Genomic DNA, 15238 nt, shown 5'->3' on the forward strand with positions numbered 1-15238 from the left:
TGATCTGGATTAACAGGGAGACTAATCCTCTCTCAACCATATATAACCGTTGTGTTGTAAAGTGTATCTTTACAGTGCAACGGTTTTTTTTGTTGTCTAGAATAAGTTATTACTTTTAAATATATAGTTGTAATGTCCCTCAATCCTTTCTTAGAGTATCTCAACCTTGAGAAGAATTATAGTAAGCATACAGTGCTGGCTTATGAGAAGGATGTGACTGCTTTTTTTGTTTTTTTAAAGGAGAATTATGAGGAAGATGATCCTATTGCTGTTGCGTATGCGCAAATAAGAGCGTGGATCGTTTCTTTAGTAGATGCTGGAGTCTCTAACCAGAGTGTAAATAGAAAGGTGTCATCTCTCAAGGCTTACTATAAATTTTTGCTCAAAGTGGGGGATGTGGCTATATCGCCTCTGGTGAAACACAAATCTCTTAAGGTCTCTAAGCGTGTACAGATTCCATTTTCAGAAAAGGAGGTGGGTCTCGTATTACAAGATTTGCGAGAGACACAAGATTTTGTCTCTTTGCGAGATCTTCTTATGGTTGAATTGTTGTATGGTACTGGGATGAGAAGAGCAGAGCTTATAGACTTAACATTAGGTAGTGTAGATTTTTCTCAAAAAACATTAAAAGTACTAGGTAAGCGCAACAAAGAACGTCTCATTCCCCTTCTTCCAGGAGTGATAAGTACTCTTGATAGGTATTTAATAGAGAGGTCTCGTATAGCTGGAGAGGGGAGTGCAGAGCCTTTAATTGTAACTGTAAAAGGGTTAAAAGTGTATAGCACCCTTGTTTACAGAGTTATAAATCGTTACTTTAGTGAGGCTTCAGATAAGTTTAAGACGAGCCCGCATATATTGAGACATTCATTTGCAACTCACTTACTTAATCAAGGAGCAGATTTAAACGTTGTGAAAGAGCTTTTAGGTCACGCCAGTCTAGCCTCTACTCAGGTGTATACTCATAATAGTATAAAGGCATTAAAAGACGTGTACTCTAAGGCACATCCTCGTACTAAAAAGTAGTGAGGGAACGTTTTAGTAAATAGAGCGCTATGAGAGTGCTTTATGTTGTAACCAATTAAACCATATTCTTATGAAAGTAACTGTAGAAGCCCCAAAGTTTGATGCAGATGTCAAACTCACTGATTTTATAAAGAAGAAAGTCGGAAAATTGGAACATTTTTATGATAAGATTATTCATACCGATGTTTATCTAAAACTAGAGCCAAACGAGAGACCAAATAATAAAATTGTAGAATTATTAGTAAGTGTGCCAGGTGATGAATTTATCGTTAAAAAGATGGCAAAATCTTTCGAAGAGGCTACAGATGTGTGTGTTCAGTCTATGGAGAGGATACTTTTAAAAAGAAAAGAAAAAATAAGATCGCGTGTGATGTAAATTTTTTTCAAAAAAAGTTTGGGTAGGGATAAAAATTACCTACATTTGCAGTCCGTTAGAAATAGCGGACTTTTTTATGCTTCTTTTGGGAAGTGTGAGTGAGTAAAAAGCCGATGTAGCTCAGCTGGCTAGAGCAGCTGATTTGTAATCAGCAGGTCGTGGGTTCGAGTCCCTCCATCGGCTCTTTTTTTAACTTAAAAATAAAGTTAAAAAGTTCTTTAAAATATTGTTTTATTATCAAAAAGATTTGCTTAGTTTTGCGCACTGAAATTTGATAACAAATAGGGGAGATACTCAAGCGGCCAACGAGGACTGACTGTAACTCAGTTGTTTTTAACTTCGCAGGTTCGAATCCTGCTCTCCCCACACCTTTAATCTCACTTTATATATGTAATATAGAGTGAGTTTATAAATGCGGGAGTAGCTCAGTTGGTAGAGCGTCAGCCTTCCAAGCTGAATGTCGCCAGTTCGAACCTGGTCTCCCGCTCTAAATACCTTTGAGGTGTTGAGCTTTCGCGAAAGCGTAAAATTTACCAGCCGACGTAGCTCAGGGGTAGAGCGTTTCCTTGGTAAGGAAGAGGCCACGGGTTCAATTCCCGTCGTTGGCTCAAAAAAAAATATTAATAATGAGTGCTGGTCGCACTCACTTTTCGTGTTTAAATGAGAAGGGACTCGATCACTAGTAAATAGTACACTAATAATAACTAAGATTAAATAATTACATTATGGCAAAGGAAACATATGATCGTTCGAAACCCCATTTAAATGTTGGAACTATCGGGCACGTAGATCACGGTAAAACAACTTTAACTGCTGCGATTACGAAAGTATTGGCAGATGCTGGTTTTTCAGAAGCTTCTGCTTTTGATCAAATTGATAATGCTCCTGAGGAAAAAGAAAGAGGTATAACAATTAACTCTTCACACGTTGAGTACGCGACTGAAAACCGTCACTACGCACACGTTGACTGTCCAGGTCACGCCGATTACGTAAAGAATATGGTAACTGGTGCTGCTCAAATGGATGGTGCTATTCTTGTGGTTGCTGCTACAGATGGTCCTATGCCACAAACTCGTGAGCACATCCTTCTTGGTCGTCAGGTAGGTATTCCACGTATCGTTGTATTTATGAATAAAGTAGATATGGTTGATGATGAGGAGCTTCTTGAGCTTGTAGAGATGGAGATCAGAGATCTTCTTTCTTTCTACGAGTATGATGGAGATAATGGTCCTGTTGTAGCTGGTTCTGCACTTGGAGCGTTAAACGGTGAGCAAAAATGGGTTGATACAGTATTAGAGCTTATGGCTGCTGTTGATTCTTGGATCGAAGAGCCATTACGTGAGACTGAAAAAGATTTCCTAATGCCTATCGAGGATGTATTCTCTATTACTGGTCGTGGAACTGTTGCTACAGGTCGTATCGAAACTGGTATCGCAAACACTGGAGATCCTGTTGAGATCATCGGTATGGGTGCTGAGAAACTTACTTCTACTATTACAGGTATTGAGATGTTCCGTCAGATCCTTGATAGAGGTGAGGCTGGAGATAACGCTGGTATCTTATTAAGAGGTATTGAGAAGTCTCAAATCTCTAGAGGTATGGTAATCGTTAAGCCAGGATCTGTAACACCACACGCTAAGTTTAAAGCTGAGGTTTATATCCTTAAGAAAGAAGAAGGTGGACGTCACACTCCATTCCACAATAACTACCGTCCACAGTTTTACGTACGTACAACTGACGTAACTGGTAACATCGGTCTTCCTGATGGAATTGAGATGGTAATGCCTGGTGATAACTTAACTATTACTGTTGAGCTTATCCAGCCTATCGCACTTAACATCGGACTTCGTTTTGCAGTACGTGAAGGTGGTAGAACTGTAGGAGCTGGTCAGGTTACTGAGATTTTAGATTAATTTTATCTAGATAATAAATAAAAGTAAAGGTGTTCTGTTTTTTCAGAACGCCTTGACTTTTGTTAAAGAGAGGGTTATTGCGCTTTCGCGAAAGCGTAAAAATTTATCTCAAGTAGGTTTGTCCTACGGATACGGGTTTAGCTCAGTTGGTAGAGCACTGGTCTCCAAAACCAGGTGTCGTGAGTTCGAGTCTCTCAACCCGTGCAATTTATGAGTATTTACACAATGTGTCTTGCTCATTAGAATTTTGGAATTTACTAGAAGATTATTAGATATCTTATCTACTTCTAAAACGATATAACTATTATGGCTGGATTAATTAATTACGTTCAAGAATCATATAACGAATTGAAAAATCACGTAACGTGGACACCACTTCCAGAGGCTCAGCGTCTTATGGTTGTAGTAGCTGTGTTTTCGATATTATTTTCTTTAGCTATATGGGGTGTTGATACTGTTTTTAGCAATGTAATTAAGTTATACTTTGATAAAATAGTAGGAACAAATTAATTAAGACGATATGGCTAAAGCAAACAGCACCAAACAGTGGTATGTGGTAAGGGCCGTTAGTGGTCAAGAGAATAAAGTTAAGGCGTATATCGAGCAAGAAATTTCACGATTAAGTCTAGAAGATAACATTGAGGAGGTTTTAGTGCCTACAGAAAAGGTTATTCAAATACGTAACGGTAAGAAAGTAAACAAAGAACGTGTTTATTTCCCAGGTTACATAATGGTTAAAGCAAATCTAGCTGGAGAAATACCTCACATCATTAAGTCTATTAATGGTGTTATAGGATTTTTAGGAGAAGTAAAAGGTGGTGATCCTGTGCCGTTAAGAAAGGCAGAGGTAAACCGTATGCTAGGTAAGGTAGATGAGCTTGCTGTAAAACAAGACAGCGTTGCAATACCATTTACTATAGGTGAGACTATCAAGGTTATAGATGGTCCTTTTAATGGTTTTAATGGAACTGTTGAAAAAGTAAATGAAGAGAAGCGTAAGCTTGAGGTGATGGTGAAAATTTTTGGAAGAAAAACACCATTAGAGCTTAGCTATATGCAGGTTGAAAAGGTATAAGAAATTAATTGTTACATTAATATATTTTGGATTTTGTTCTATTGCTTCCACTTTATGAACAGATCAGTTTAAATTTTTAGAAATGGCAAAAGAAGTAAGTAAGGTTGTAAAGTTACAAGTACGAGGAGGTGCCGCAAACCCTTCTCCACCAGTAGGACCTGCTTTAGGTGCTGCCGGCGTAAATATTATGGAGTTCTGTAAGCAGTTTAATGCTAGAACTCAAGATAAAGCTGGTAAAGTACTTCCTGTTGCGATAACTGTATATAAGGATAAGTCTTTTGATTTTGTAATCAAGACTCCTCCTGCGGCAGTTCAACTATTGGAAGCAGCTAAAGTAAAGAGTGGATCTGGTGAACCAAACCGTAAGAAGGTTGCAAAAGTTACTTGGGATCAAGTACGTGCAATTGCAGAGGACAAAATGCCTGACCTTAATGCATTCACTGTAGAAAGTGCAATGAAAATGGTAGCAGGTACAGCTCGTTCAATGGGTATAACGGTTAAAGGTGGAGATGCACCAGCTTAACAGCTTAAAAAGAAAACAATAATGGCAAAATTAACAAAAAAGCAAAAAGAAAATCAGTCTAAGATTGAAGCGGGTCAAACCTACAATCTAGCTGACGCTTCTGCTTTAATCAAAGAAGTAAGTAACGTAAACTTTGACCCTTCTGTAGATATTGCTGTACGTCTTAATGTAGATCCTCGTAAAGCAAACCAGATGGTGCGTGGCGTGGTAACTCTTCCTCACGGAACAGGTAAAGACGTAAAAGTGCTAGCTCTTGTAACTCCGGATAAAGCGGGAGAAGCTGAGGCAGCAGGAGCAGACTACGTAGGTCTTGATGAGTACCTTGAGAAAATCAAAGGTGGTTGGACAGATGTAGACGTTATAATCACAATGCCTAGTGTAATGGGTAAATTAGGGCCTTTAGGACGTGTCTTAGGACCACGTGGTTTAATGCCTAACCCAAAGACAGGTACAGTAACTATGGATATTGCAAAAGCAGTTTCTGATGTAAAAGCTGGTAAAATTGACTTTAAAGTTGATAAGACTGGTATCATCCACGCCTCTGTAGGTAAGGCATCTTTTGATGCGGAAAAAATTGCTGGTAACGCAAGAGAATTAATAACAACATTAGTAAAGCTTAAGCCTACAACTGCAAAGGGTGTTTACATAAAAAGTATTTTTATGTCAAGTACAATGAGCCCTTCTGTAGAGGTTGATACTAAGCGTTTTGCTACTGACTAGTTTAAATTTTAGATTATGACAAGAGAAGAAAAATCAATAGTAATTCAAGATTTAACTACGCAGTTAGGAGAGAACGCTCACATATACCTTACTGATATTTCTGGACTAGATGCTGGGACGACTTCAAATTTACGTCGTGCTTGTTTCAAGGCAGGAGTAAGTTTATCTGTAGTTAAGAACACATTGCTTGCAAAAGCAATGGAAGCATCAGACAAAGATTTTGCAGAACTTCCTGAAGTTTTAAAAGGAAACACTGCAATTATGTTTTCTGAGACTGGAAATGCACCGGCAAAGGTAATTAAGGAGTTTCGTAAGAAATCTGAGAAGCCTTTATTAAAAGGAGCATTTATAGAAGAAGCTATCTACGTTGGAGATGATCAACTAGATAACCTGGTAAATATCAAATCGAGAGAGGAACTTATTGGAGACATCATTGGATTACTTCAATCGCCTGCTAAGAACGTTGTTAGCGCTCTTAAGTCAAGTGGAGGAACCCTTGCTGGTATTATCAAAACCCTTTCTGAGAAGGAAGGTTAAGCAGTACGCACTATTATTTATTATATAACAATTACAATTTTCAAAAACGATAGAAAATGGCAGATTTAAAAGAATTCGCAGAACAATTAGTTAACCTTACAGTAAAAGAAGTAAACGAGTTAGCTACTATTTTAAAAGATGAGTATGGTATTGAGCCTGCTGCTGCAGCTGTAGCTGTTGCTGCTGGTGGAGCTGGTGGTGGAGACGCTGCTGAGGAGAAGTCAGAATTTGACGTAATCCTTAAGGCTGCTGGAGCTTCTAAGCTTGCTGTAGTTAAGCTTGTAAAAGAATTAACTGGATTAGGTCTTAAAGACGCTAAAGGATTAGTAGATGGTGCTCCATCTCCAGTTAAGGAAGGTGTTGCTAAAGATGAGGCAGAAGCACTTAAAGCTCAGTTAGAAGAAGCTGGTGCAGAAGTTGAGCTTAAGTAAGCTTACCATAATAAATAGATAAAGGTTTAGACTAGTTGTGTCTGTCAAAGGCGCAATTTGGTCTAAACCATTTGTCGTATAAAGTAGTTACCTTTTTTATGTAACTCGACTTTTTCTTGATTTCGGTCGTTAATATAAAATCTTTTTAGACTTGCTAAGGGGCAAGTTTAGTTCTAATCAAATTCCGTTCGTTGATGATGCAAGATGCAAAACAAGGAGAAAGAATCAGTTTCTCATCGGTAAAGAATAGACCTGATTATCCAGACTTTTTGGATATTCAAGTAAAGTCTTTCCAAGATTTCTTCCAGCTGGAAACAAAGTCTGATGAGAGAGGTGATGAGGGTCTTTACAATACTTTTCTCGAGAACTTCCCAATTACAGATACTCGTAACAACTTTGTACTCGAGTTTTTAGATTATTTTGTTGATCCACCTAGATATTCTATACAAGAGTGTATAGAGCGTGGACTTACTTATAGTGTGCCGTTAAAAGCGCGTCTAAAATTATACTGTACAGACGAGGAACACGAAGATTTTGAAACAATCGTACAAGATGTATATCTTGGTACAATCCCATATATGACTCCTAGCGGAACATTTGTGATCAATGGCGCAGAGCGTGTTGTTGTTTCTCAATTACACCGTTCTCCAGGGGTATTCTTTGGACAGTCGTTCCACGCAAATGGAACAAAATTATATTCTGCACGTGTAATTCCTTTTAAAGGTTCGTGGATAGAATTTGCGACAGATATTAATAGCGTGATGTACGCTTATATCGATCGTAAAAAGAAATTACCTGTTACTACACTTTTCCGTGCTATCGGTTTTGAAAGAGATAAAGATATCCTTGAGATATTTGATCTTGCAGAGGAAGTTAAAGTTTCTAAAACAGGGCTTAAAAAATATCTTGGTCGCAAGCTTGCTGCACGTGTTCTTAACACTTGGCACGAGGATTTTGTTGATGAAGATACAGGTGAAGTAGTATCTATCGAGCGTAATGAGATAGTACTTGATCGTGATACAGTTCTTGAAAAAGAGCACGTAGAAGAAATTCTTGAGGCTGGAGCAAAAACTGTATTACTTCACAAAGAAGATAATCAGCAGGCAGATTATGCGATTATCCATAATACATTACAGAAGGATCCAACAAATTCTGAAAAAGAAGCTGTTGAGCATATCTATAGACAATTACGTAATGCAGAACCGCCAGATGAGGAAACTGCACGTGGTATTATAGATAAGTTATTCTTCTCAGACCAACGTTACAACTTAGGTGAAGTAGGTCGTTATAGAATGAATAAGAAATTAGGTCTTGATATCGAGATGGATAAGCAGGTGCTTACTAAGCTAGATATTATTACCATTATAAAATACCTAATTGAGTTAATCAATGCAAAAGCAGAGATTGATGATATTGATCACTTATCAAACCGTCGTGTACGTACTGTAGGTGAGCAACTTTCTGCCCAGTTTGGTGTAGGTCTTGCTCGTATGGCTCGTACAATACGTGAGCGTATGAACGTACGTGATAACGAAGTGTTTACTCCTATAGATTTGATTAATGCAAAGACATTGTCTTCTGTAATTAATTCATTCTTTGGTACAAACCAGTTGTCACAGTTTATGGACCAAACTAATCCACTTGCTGAGATTACGCACAAGCGTCGTCTATCTGCACTTGGGCCTGGAGGTTTATCACGTGAGCGTGCAGGATTTGAGGTGCGTGATGTGCACTACACACACTACGGTAGATTATGTCCTATTGAAACACCAGAGGGACCAAACATTGGTCTTATATCTTCACTAGCTGTTTATGCTAAGGTGAATAATATGGGATTCATTGAGACTCCATATCGTAAGGTTGAAGGTGGTAAGATAGATTTAAAATCAGAACCACAATACTTAAGTGCTGAGGAAGAAGAAGGGATGTTAATAGCGCAAGCAAACAACCCTATGAATGATGAAGGTACAATTACTGAAGAAAAAGTAATTGCACGTATGGAAGGTGATTTCCCAGTAGTAGATCCAGATACAGTACATTATGCAGATGTTAGTCCTAACCAGATTGCATCTATCTCTGCATCACTTATTCCATTCTTGGAACACGATGATGCAAACCGTGCACTGATGGGGTCGAATATGATGCGCCAGGCAGTACCACTTATTATGGCAGATGCGCCTATCGTGGGAACAGGTCTGGAACGTCAAGTAGCTACAGATTCTAGAGTACTAATTAATGCAGAAGGTGCAGGTACAGTAGAGTATGTAGACGCAAATATGATTACTATAAAATATGATCGTACAGATGATGAGCGTCTCGTAAGTTTTGACGAGGATTCTAAATCTTACAATCTTATTAAATTCCGTAAGACTAACCAGGGTACAAATATCAACCTTAAACCTATTGTAAAAGTAGGAGATAGAGTTGAGCGTGGTCAAGTATTATGTCAAGGGTATGCTACCGAGAAAGGTGAGCTTGCACTAGGACGTAATATGAAGGTGGCCTTTATGCCTTGGAAGGGATATAACTTTGAGGATGCGATTGTAATATCAGAAAAAGTTGTACGTGACGATATCTTTACTTCTATACACATTGATGAGTACTCTCTTGATGTACGTGATACGAAGTTAGGTAACGAAGAGCTCACTAATGATATTCCTAACGTTTCTGAAGAGGCTACAAAAGACCTTGATGAGAACGGAATGATCCGTATAGGTGCAGAAGTAAAACCTGGAGATATATTAATAGGTAAGATTACTCCAAAAGGAGAGTCTGATCCTACTCCAGAAGAAAAATTACTGCGCGCAATATTTGGAGATAAAGCAGGAGACGTAAAAGATGCTTCCCTTAAAGCATCACCATCTTTACACGGTGTAGTTATAAACAAGAAATTGTTTGCTAGAGCGATAAAAGATAAGCGTAAACGTGCAAAAGATAAAGAAGACATCGCAGTACTTGAAGATAAGTATGATGTGAAGTTTGACGATTTACAGGCGGTATTAATTGAAAAATTATTCAAACTTGTAAATGGTAAGACTGCTCAAGGTGTAATGAATGATCTAGGTGAAGAAGTACTTCCTAAAGGAAAGAAATTTACACTTAAGATGCTTAACTCTGTAGAAGATTACACGCACCTTACACAAGGTACTTGGACTACAGATGATAAGACTAATACACTTATTGCAGACTTATTACACAACTATAAGATTAAAGAAAACGATCTACAAGGTAACTTACGTCGTGAGAAATTTACAATCTCAGTAGGAGATGAGCTACCAGCTGGTATCATCAAACTTGCTAAGGTTTATATTGCTAAAAAACGTAAGCTTAAAGTAGGAGATAAGATGGCGGGACGTCACGGTAACAAAGGTATCGTTGCACGTATCGTACGTCAAGAGGATATGCCATTCCTTGAGGATGGAACTCCTGTAGACATCGTTCTTAACCCACTAGGTGTACCATCACGTATGAACATTGGTCAGATTTATGAGACCGTGTTAGGATGGGCAGGTCAAAAATTAGGAAGAACATATGCGACGCCTATTTTTGATGGAGCAACACTAGATCAGATTAACGCACTTACAGACGAGGCAGGTATACCACGCTTTGGTCATACATATTTATATGACGGAGGTACTGGAGATCGTTTTGATCAACCAGCAACGGTAGGAGTTATCTATATGCTTAAACTAGGGCATATGGTAGACGACAAGATGCACGCGCGTTCTATCGGGCCGTACTCTCTTATTACGCAACAACCTCTTGGAGGTAAGGCGCAGTTTGGAGGGCAACGTTTTGGTGAGATGGAGGTATGGGCTCTTGAGGCATATGGAGCTTCGGCAACATTGCGTGAGATCCTTACTGTAAAATCTGATGACGTGATTGGTCGTGCTAAGACGTATGAAAGTATTGTAAAAGGAGAGCCTATGCCAGAGCCAGGTCTTCCTGAATCTTTCAACGTATTAATGCACGAGCTTAAAGGACTGGGACTAGACATTCGTCTAGAAGAAAAGTAAATGGTTTTTGGAAAGTGGAGTCTCTCGGGATTCCGCTTTCGCGAAAGCGTAACAATAACCATTCACAACAATAATTAATTCGACATACACAGAATTATGGCAAGAAATAATGACAATGTACAACAGCCGAAGTTTAACGCTATCTCTATTGGTCTTGCGTCTCCAGAATCTATTCTAGGGGCATCAAGAGGAGAAGTTTTAAAGCCGGAAACAATCAACTACAGAACGCACAAGCCAGAGCGTGATGGGTTGTTCTGTGAGCGTATTTTTGGTCCCGTAAAGGATTATGAGTGTGCTTGTGGTAAATATAAAAGAATACGCTACAAAGGGATCGTTTGTGACCGTTGTGGTGTAGAGGTGACAGAGAAGAAAGTACGTCGTGATCGTGTAGGACACATTAACCTTGTGGTTCCTGTGGCTCACATCTGGTACTTTAGATCTTTACCTAATAAAATAGGGTATTTACTTGGTCTACCATCTAAGAAATTAGATATGATCATTTATTACGAGCGCTACGTGGTTATACAACCAGGTATAGCAAAGAATGAAGAGGGTGAAGACCTTAATAAAATGGATTTCCTTACGGAAGAAGAGTACTTAAACATACTTGACAGTTTACCGCAAGAAAACCTATACCTTGATGATGAAGATCCAAACAAATTTATCGCCAAAATGGGTGCTGAATGTTTGATCGAACTTTTAAGAAGAATAGATCTTAACGAGCTTTCTTATGAGTTACGTCACAAGGCAAATAACGAGACGTCTAAGCAACGTAAAACGGAGGCACTTAAACGTCTTCAAGTTGTAGAGGCACTACGTGATGCAAATAAAAACCGTGAGAATCTTCCAGAATGGATGATTATGAAGGTTGTACCAGTAATTCCACCAGAATTACGTCCACTAGTACCACTAGATGGGGGTCGTTTTGCAACATCAGACCTTAATGATCTTTACCGTCGTGTAATTATACGTAACAACCGTCTTAAGCGATTGATGGAAATCAAAGCGCCAGAGGTAATCTTACGTAATGAGAAGCGTATGCTACAGGAATCTGTAGATTCACTTTTTGATAACACGCGTAAATCTTCTGCAGTAAAAACAGATTCTAACAGACCATTAAAGTCTCTTTCTGATTCTTTAAAAGGTAAGCAAGGACGTTTCCGTCAGAACTTACTTGGTAAGCGTGTAGATTACTCAGCACGTTCTGTAATTGTTGTAGGACCAGAATTAAAGTTATTTGAATGTGGTATTCCTAAGGGAATGGCAGCAGAGCTTTACAAGCCTTTTGTAATACGTAAGCTTATAGAGCGTGGTATTGTAAAGACTGTAAAATCTGCAAAGAAAATAATAGACAAAAAAGAGCCAGTAGTTTGGGATATATTAGAGAACGTTCTTAAAGGACACCCTATCCTCCTTAACCGTGCTCCTACGCTTCACCGTCTAGGTATACAGGCATTCCAGCCTAAGCTTATTGAAGGTAAAGCGATACAATTACACCCACTTGTGTGTACAGCATTTAACGCCGATTTTGACGGTGACCAGATGGCAGTACACTTACCACTTGGGCCAGAGGCGATACTTGAAGCACAGTTATTAATGCTTGCTTCTCACAATATCTTGAACCCTGCAAATGGTGCTCCAGTAGCAGTACCTTCTCAGGATATGGTATTAGGTCTTTACTATATGACAAAGGCCAGAAAATCGACTCCAGAGTTTCACGTAAAAGGAGAAGGAATCACTTTCTACTCTGCAGAAGAGGTAAACATTGCCTACAATGAGAAGCGTGTAGACATTAATGCTATCATTAAAATACGTGCTAAGGATTTTAATGAAAACAAAGAGCTTGTATACAAAGTAATGGAGACGACTGTAGGTCGTGTGCTATTTAATGAGGCTGTACCAGAAGAAGCTGGATATATTAACGAAGTATTGACTAAAAAGTCACTTCGTGATATTATAGGTGGTATTCTTAAGGTTACAAGTGTACCAGTTACTGCAGCTTTCCTTGACCGTATTAAGACTATGGGATATGGATTTGCATTCCGTGGAGGATTATCATTCTCACTAGGAGATATCATTATACCAGCAGAAAAGCACGGTATGATAGACGAAGCAAACGAGCAGGTAGAAGGTATTACAGGATCTTATAATATGGGTCTTATTACTAATACAGAGCGTTATAACCAAGTTATTGATGTGTGGACATCTACAAACGCGACTCTTACTGAGCTTTCTATGAAGCGTATCCGTGAGGATCAACAAGGGTTTAACTCGGTGTATATGATGCTTGACTCAGGAGCACGTGGATCTAAAGAGCAGATACGTCAGCTTACAGGTATGCGTGGCCTTATGGCAAAACCTAAGAAATCTAACGATGGAGGTGGGGCTATTATTGAAAACCCGATTCTTTCTAACTTTAAGGAAGGTCTTTCAATTCTTGAGTACTTTATCTCTACGCACGGTGCACGTAAAGGTCTTGCAGATACCGCTCTTAAAACGGCAGATGCAGGTTACTTAACACGTCGTCTAGTAGATGTATCTCAAGATGTAATCATAAACAGTACAGATTGTGGTACGTTAAGAGGAGTAGAAGTAGCTGCGTTAAAGAAAAACGAAGAGGTGATAGAATCTCTAAGTGCTCGTATCGTAGGTCGTACATCTCTTAATGATGTTATAAACCCGCTTACTAACGAGGTAATCGTTGAGGCTGGTGTTGAGATAGATGAAGATATCGCAGAGCTTATAGGCGCTGCACCAATAGAAACTGTAGAAGTACGTTCTGCGCTTACTTGTGAGGCTAAGAAAGGTATTTGTGTAAAATGTTACGGTCGTAACCTAGCTACTAATAAAACGGTACAAATGGGTGAGGCAGTAGGAGTAGTTGCAGCACAGTCTATTGGAGAACCAGGAACACAGCTTACACTTCGTACCTTCCACGTAGGAGGGGTTGCAGGAGGTGTATCTGAAGACTCTAGCGTAACAGCTAAGTTTGATGGTAAACTGGAGATAGAAGATCTTAAGACAGTAATGGGAGAAGATAATGAAGGTAACCCTGCAGAAATCGTAATCTCTCGTACTTCTGAAGCAAAAGTTTCAGATCCTAAGACGGGTATCACACTTAGTACAAATACAATTCCTTACGGTTCACAAATATTTGCCAAGTCTGGTGATAAGGTGAAAGCTGGAGAGGTAATCTGTAAGTGGGATCCATTTAACGGAGTTGTGATTTCAGAATTTGCTGGAAAAATTAAGTTTGAGTCTATTGAGCAAGGTATAACGTACCGTGTAGAGACAGATGAGCAAACAGGTTTCCAAGAAAAAGTAATTTCTGAATCTAGAGATAAGAAGAAAATACCAACATTAATCATTGAGGATAGCAAAGGAAACGCGCTACGCTCTTACAACTTACCAGTAGGAGCTCACCTTATGATAGATGATGGAGATAAGATTAAAGAAGGAAAAATTCTTGTAAAAATACCTCGTAGGTCTGCAAAGGCTGGAGATATTACAGGAGGTCTACCACGTGTAACAGAATTATTTGAAGCACGTAACCCATCTAACCCAGCAGTAGTGTCTGAGATAGACGGTGTAGTATCTTTCGGAAAAATAAAGCGTGGTAATCGTGAGATTATCGTAGAGTCAAAACTTGGTGAAGTTAAGAAGTACCTAGTAAAATTATCTAACCAGATTCTTGTACAAGAAAATGATTATGTAAGAGCAGGTATGCCACTTTCTGATGGTTCTGTAACGCCTAATGATATATTAAATATCAAAGGCCCATCTGCAGTACAGCAGTACCTTGTTAACGAAGTACAAGAAGTATATCGTCTACAAGGGGTGAAGATTAACGATAAGCACTTTGAGGTTGTAGTACGCCAGATGATGCGTAAAGTACGTATACAAGATCCGGGTGATACTATCTTCTTAGAGAACCAGCTTATTCACAAAGCAGACTTTATCGAAGAGAATGATGCTATGTACGGAATGAAAGTCGTAGAAGATGCAGGAGAATCTGAAAACCTGAAACCAGGACAGCTAGTAACTCCACGTGAACTTCGTGATGAAAATTCTTTACTAAGAAGAGAAGATAAGAATCAAGTAACTGCACGTGATGTACAACCAGCTACTGCTTCTCCTATCCTTCAAGGTATTACAAGAGCATCGCTACAGACTAAGTCATTTATCTCTGCAGCATCTTTCCAAGAGACAACAAAAGTACTTAACGAAGCTGCTGTAAGCGGTAAGATAGATTACTTAGAAGGTCTTAAAGAAAATGTAATTGTAGGTCATAAGATTCCAGCTGGAACAGGTATGCGTCGTTATGATGACATTCTTGTAGGTAGCAAGGAAGATCTAGCAAATATGATGCAAGAAAAGCAAGAAGTAAACTATAACTAGTACTTATTGTACTAACGTAACAGTTAGATATATAATCCCGTTTGGCTAGAGCCAAACGGGATTTTTTTTATTTCAGAAATGCACTACATTTTTTACATACACGGTAGTTATGATTTTGTGTGAGAGGATGAAGTTGTTTATTACGCTTTCGCGAAAGCGCACCAATCCTTACCTTCACCATATACAAAGTGAGGTATAGATATCATTTACCCCCTTTAATTATTTA

The 15238-nt window shown here is 38.8% G+C and carries 11 protein-coding genes and 5 tRNA genes; all 16 read left to right on the top strand.

Features of this window, described 5'->3' with window-relative positions; all coding sequences use genetic code 11:
• Positions 1-132 precede the first annotated feature (132 nt).
• The 16 genes from ACJJVM_RS12050 (at position 133) to rpoC (ending at position 15012) form a co-directional block, all read left to right on the top strand.
• A complete protein-coding gene (locus ACJJVM_RS12050; RefSeq protein ID WP_405211813.1) occupies positions 133-1023 on the top strand; it encodes a tyrosine-type recombinase/integrase in 891 nt (296 codons plus the stop codon).
• Between the two features lie 70 nt (positions 1024-1093).
• Positions 1094-1399, top strand: coding sequence for an HPF/RaiA family ribosome-associated protein (locus ACJJVM_RS12055; protein ID WP_298347898.1), 306 nt, complete (start codon positions 1094-1096; stop codon positions 1397-1399).
• Between the two features lie 109 nt (positions 1400-1508).
• Positions 1509-1582 (top strand) — tRNA-Thr (locus ACJJVM_RS12060).
• A 101-nt stretch (positions 1583-1683) separates the two neighbouring features.
• Positions 1684-1765: transfer RNA gene (locus tag ACJJVM_RS12065), tRNA-Tyr, on the top strand.
• Between the two features lie 48 nt (positions 1766-1813).
• Positions 1814-1886: transfer RNA gene (locus tag ACJJVM_RS12070), tRNA-Gly, on the top strand.
• Positions 1887-1935: 49 nt separating this feature from the next.
• Positions 1936-2007 (top strand) — tRNA-Thr (locus tag ACJJVM_RS12075).
• A gap of 117 nt (positions 2008-2124) precedes the next feature.
• On the top strand, positions 2125-3312 hold the full coding sequence (gene tuf / locus ACJJVM_RS12080) for an elongation factor Tu (protein ID WP_021778467.1): 1188 nt from the start codon (positions 2125-2127) through the stop codon (positions 3310-3312).
• Positions 3313-3443: 131 nt separating this feature from the next.
• Positions 3444-3516, top strand: a tRNA-Trp gene (locus tag ACJJVM_RS12085).
• Between the two features lie 102 nt (positions 3517-3618).
• A complete protein-coding gene (gene secE / locus ACJJVM_RS12090; RefSeq protein WP_021778468.1) occupies positions 3619-3822 on the top strand; it encodes a preprotein translocase subunit SecE in 204 nt (67 codons plus the stop codon).
• 10 nt (positions 3823-3832) lie between these two features.
• A complete protein-coding gene (gene nusG / locus ACJJVM_RS12095) occupies positions 3833-4387 on the top strand; it encodes a transcription termination/antitermination protein NusG (protein WP_021778469.1) in 555 nt (184 codons plus the stop codon).
• 82 nt (positions 4388-4469) lie between these two features.
• Entirely contained in the window at positions 4470-4910 is a 441-nt protein-coding gene (gene rplK, locus ACJJVM_RS12100; RefSeq protein ID WP_021778470.1) for a 50S ribosomal protein L11, read from the top strand.
• Positions 4911-4931: 21 nt separating this feature from the next.
• Positions 4932-5630: a 50S ribosomal protein L1 gene (rplA, locus tag ACJJVM_RS12105; protein ID WP_298347900.1), complete on the top strand. Its 699-nt coding sequence runs from the start codon at positions 4932-4934 to the stop codon at positions 5628-5630.
• 15 nt (positions 5631-5645) lie between these two features.
• On the top strand, positions 5646-6167 hold the full coding sequence (gene rplJ, locus ACJJVM_RS12110; RefSeq protein WP_021778472.1) for a 50S ribosomal protein L10: 522 nt from the start codon (positions 5646-5648) through the stop codon (positions 6165-6167).
• A 56-nt stretch (positions 6168-6223) separates the two neighbouring features.
• On the top strand, positions 6224-6598 hold the full coding sequence (gene rplL / locus ACJJVM_RS12115; RefSeq protein ID WP_021778473.1) for a 50S ribosomal protein L7/L12: 375 nt from the start codon (positions 6224-6226) through the stop codon (positions 6596-6598).
• A gap of 194 nt (positions 6599-6792) precedes the next feature.
• A complete protein-coding gene (gene rpoB / locus ACJJVM_RS12120) occupies positions 6793-10614 on the top strand; it encodes a DNA-directed RNA polymerase subunit beta (RefSeq protein ID WP_021778474.1) in 3822 nt (1273 codons plus the stop codon).
• Positions 10615-10710: 96 nt separating this feature from the next.
• Positions 10711-15012, top strand: coding sequence for a DNA-directed RNA polymerase subunit beta' (gene rpoC, locus ACJJVM_RS12125; RefSeq protein WP_298347901.1), 4302 nt, complete (start codon positions 10711-10713; stop codon positions 15010-15012).
• The last annotated feature ends 226 nt before the right edge of the window (positions 15013-15238 follow it).

The organism is Dokdonia sp. Asnod2-E02 (genome assembly GCF_045063915.1).
GTDB lineage: Bacteria > Bacteroidota > Bacteroidia > Flavobacteriales > Flavobacteriaceae > Dokdonia.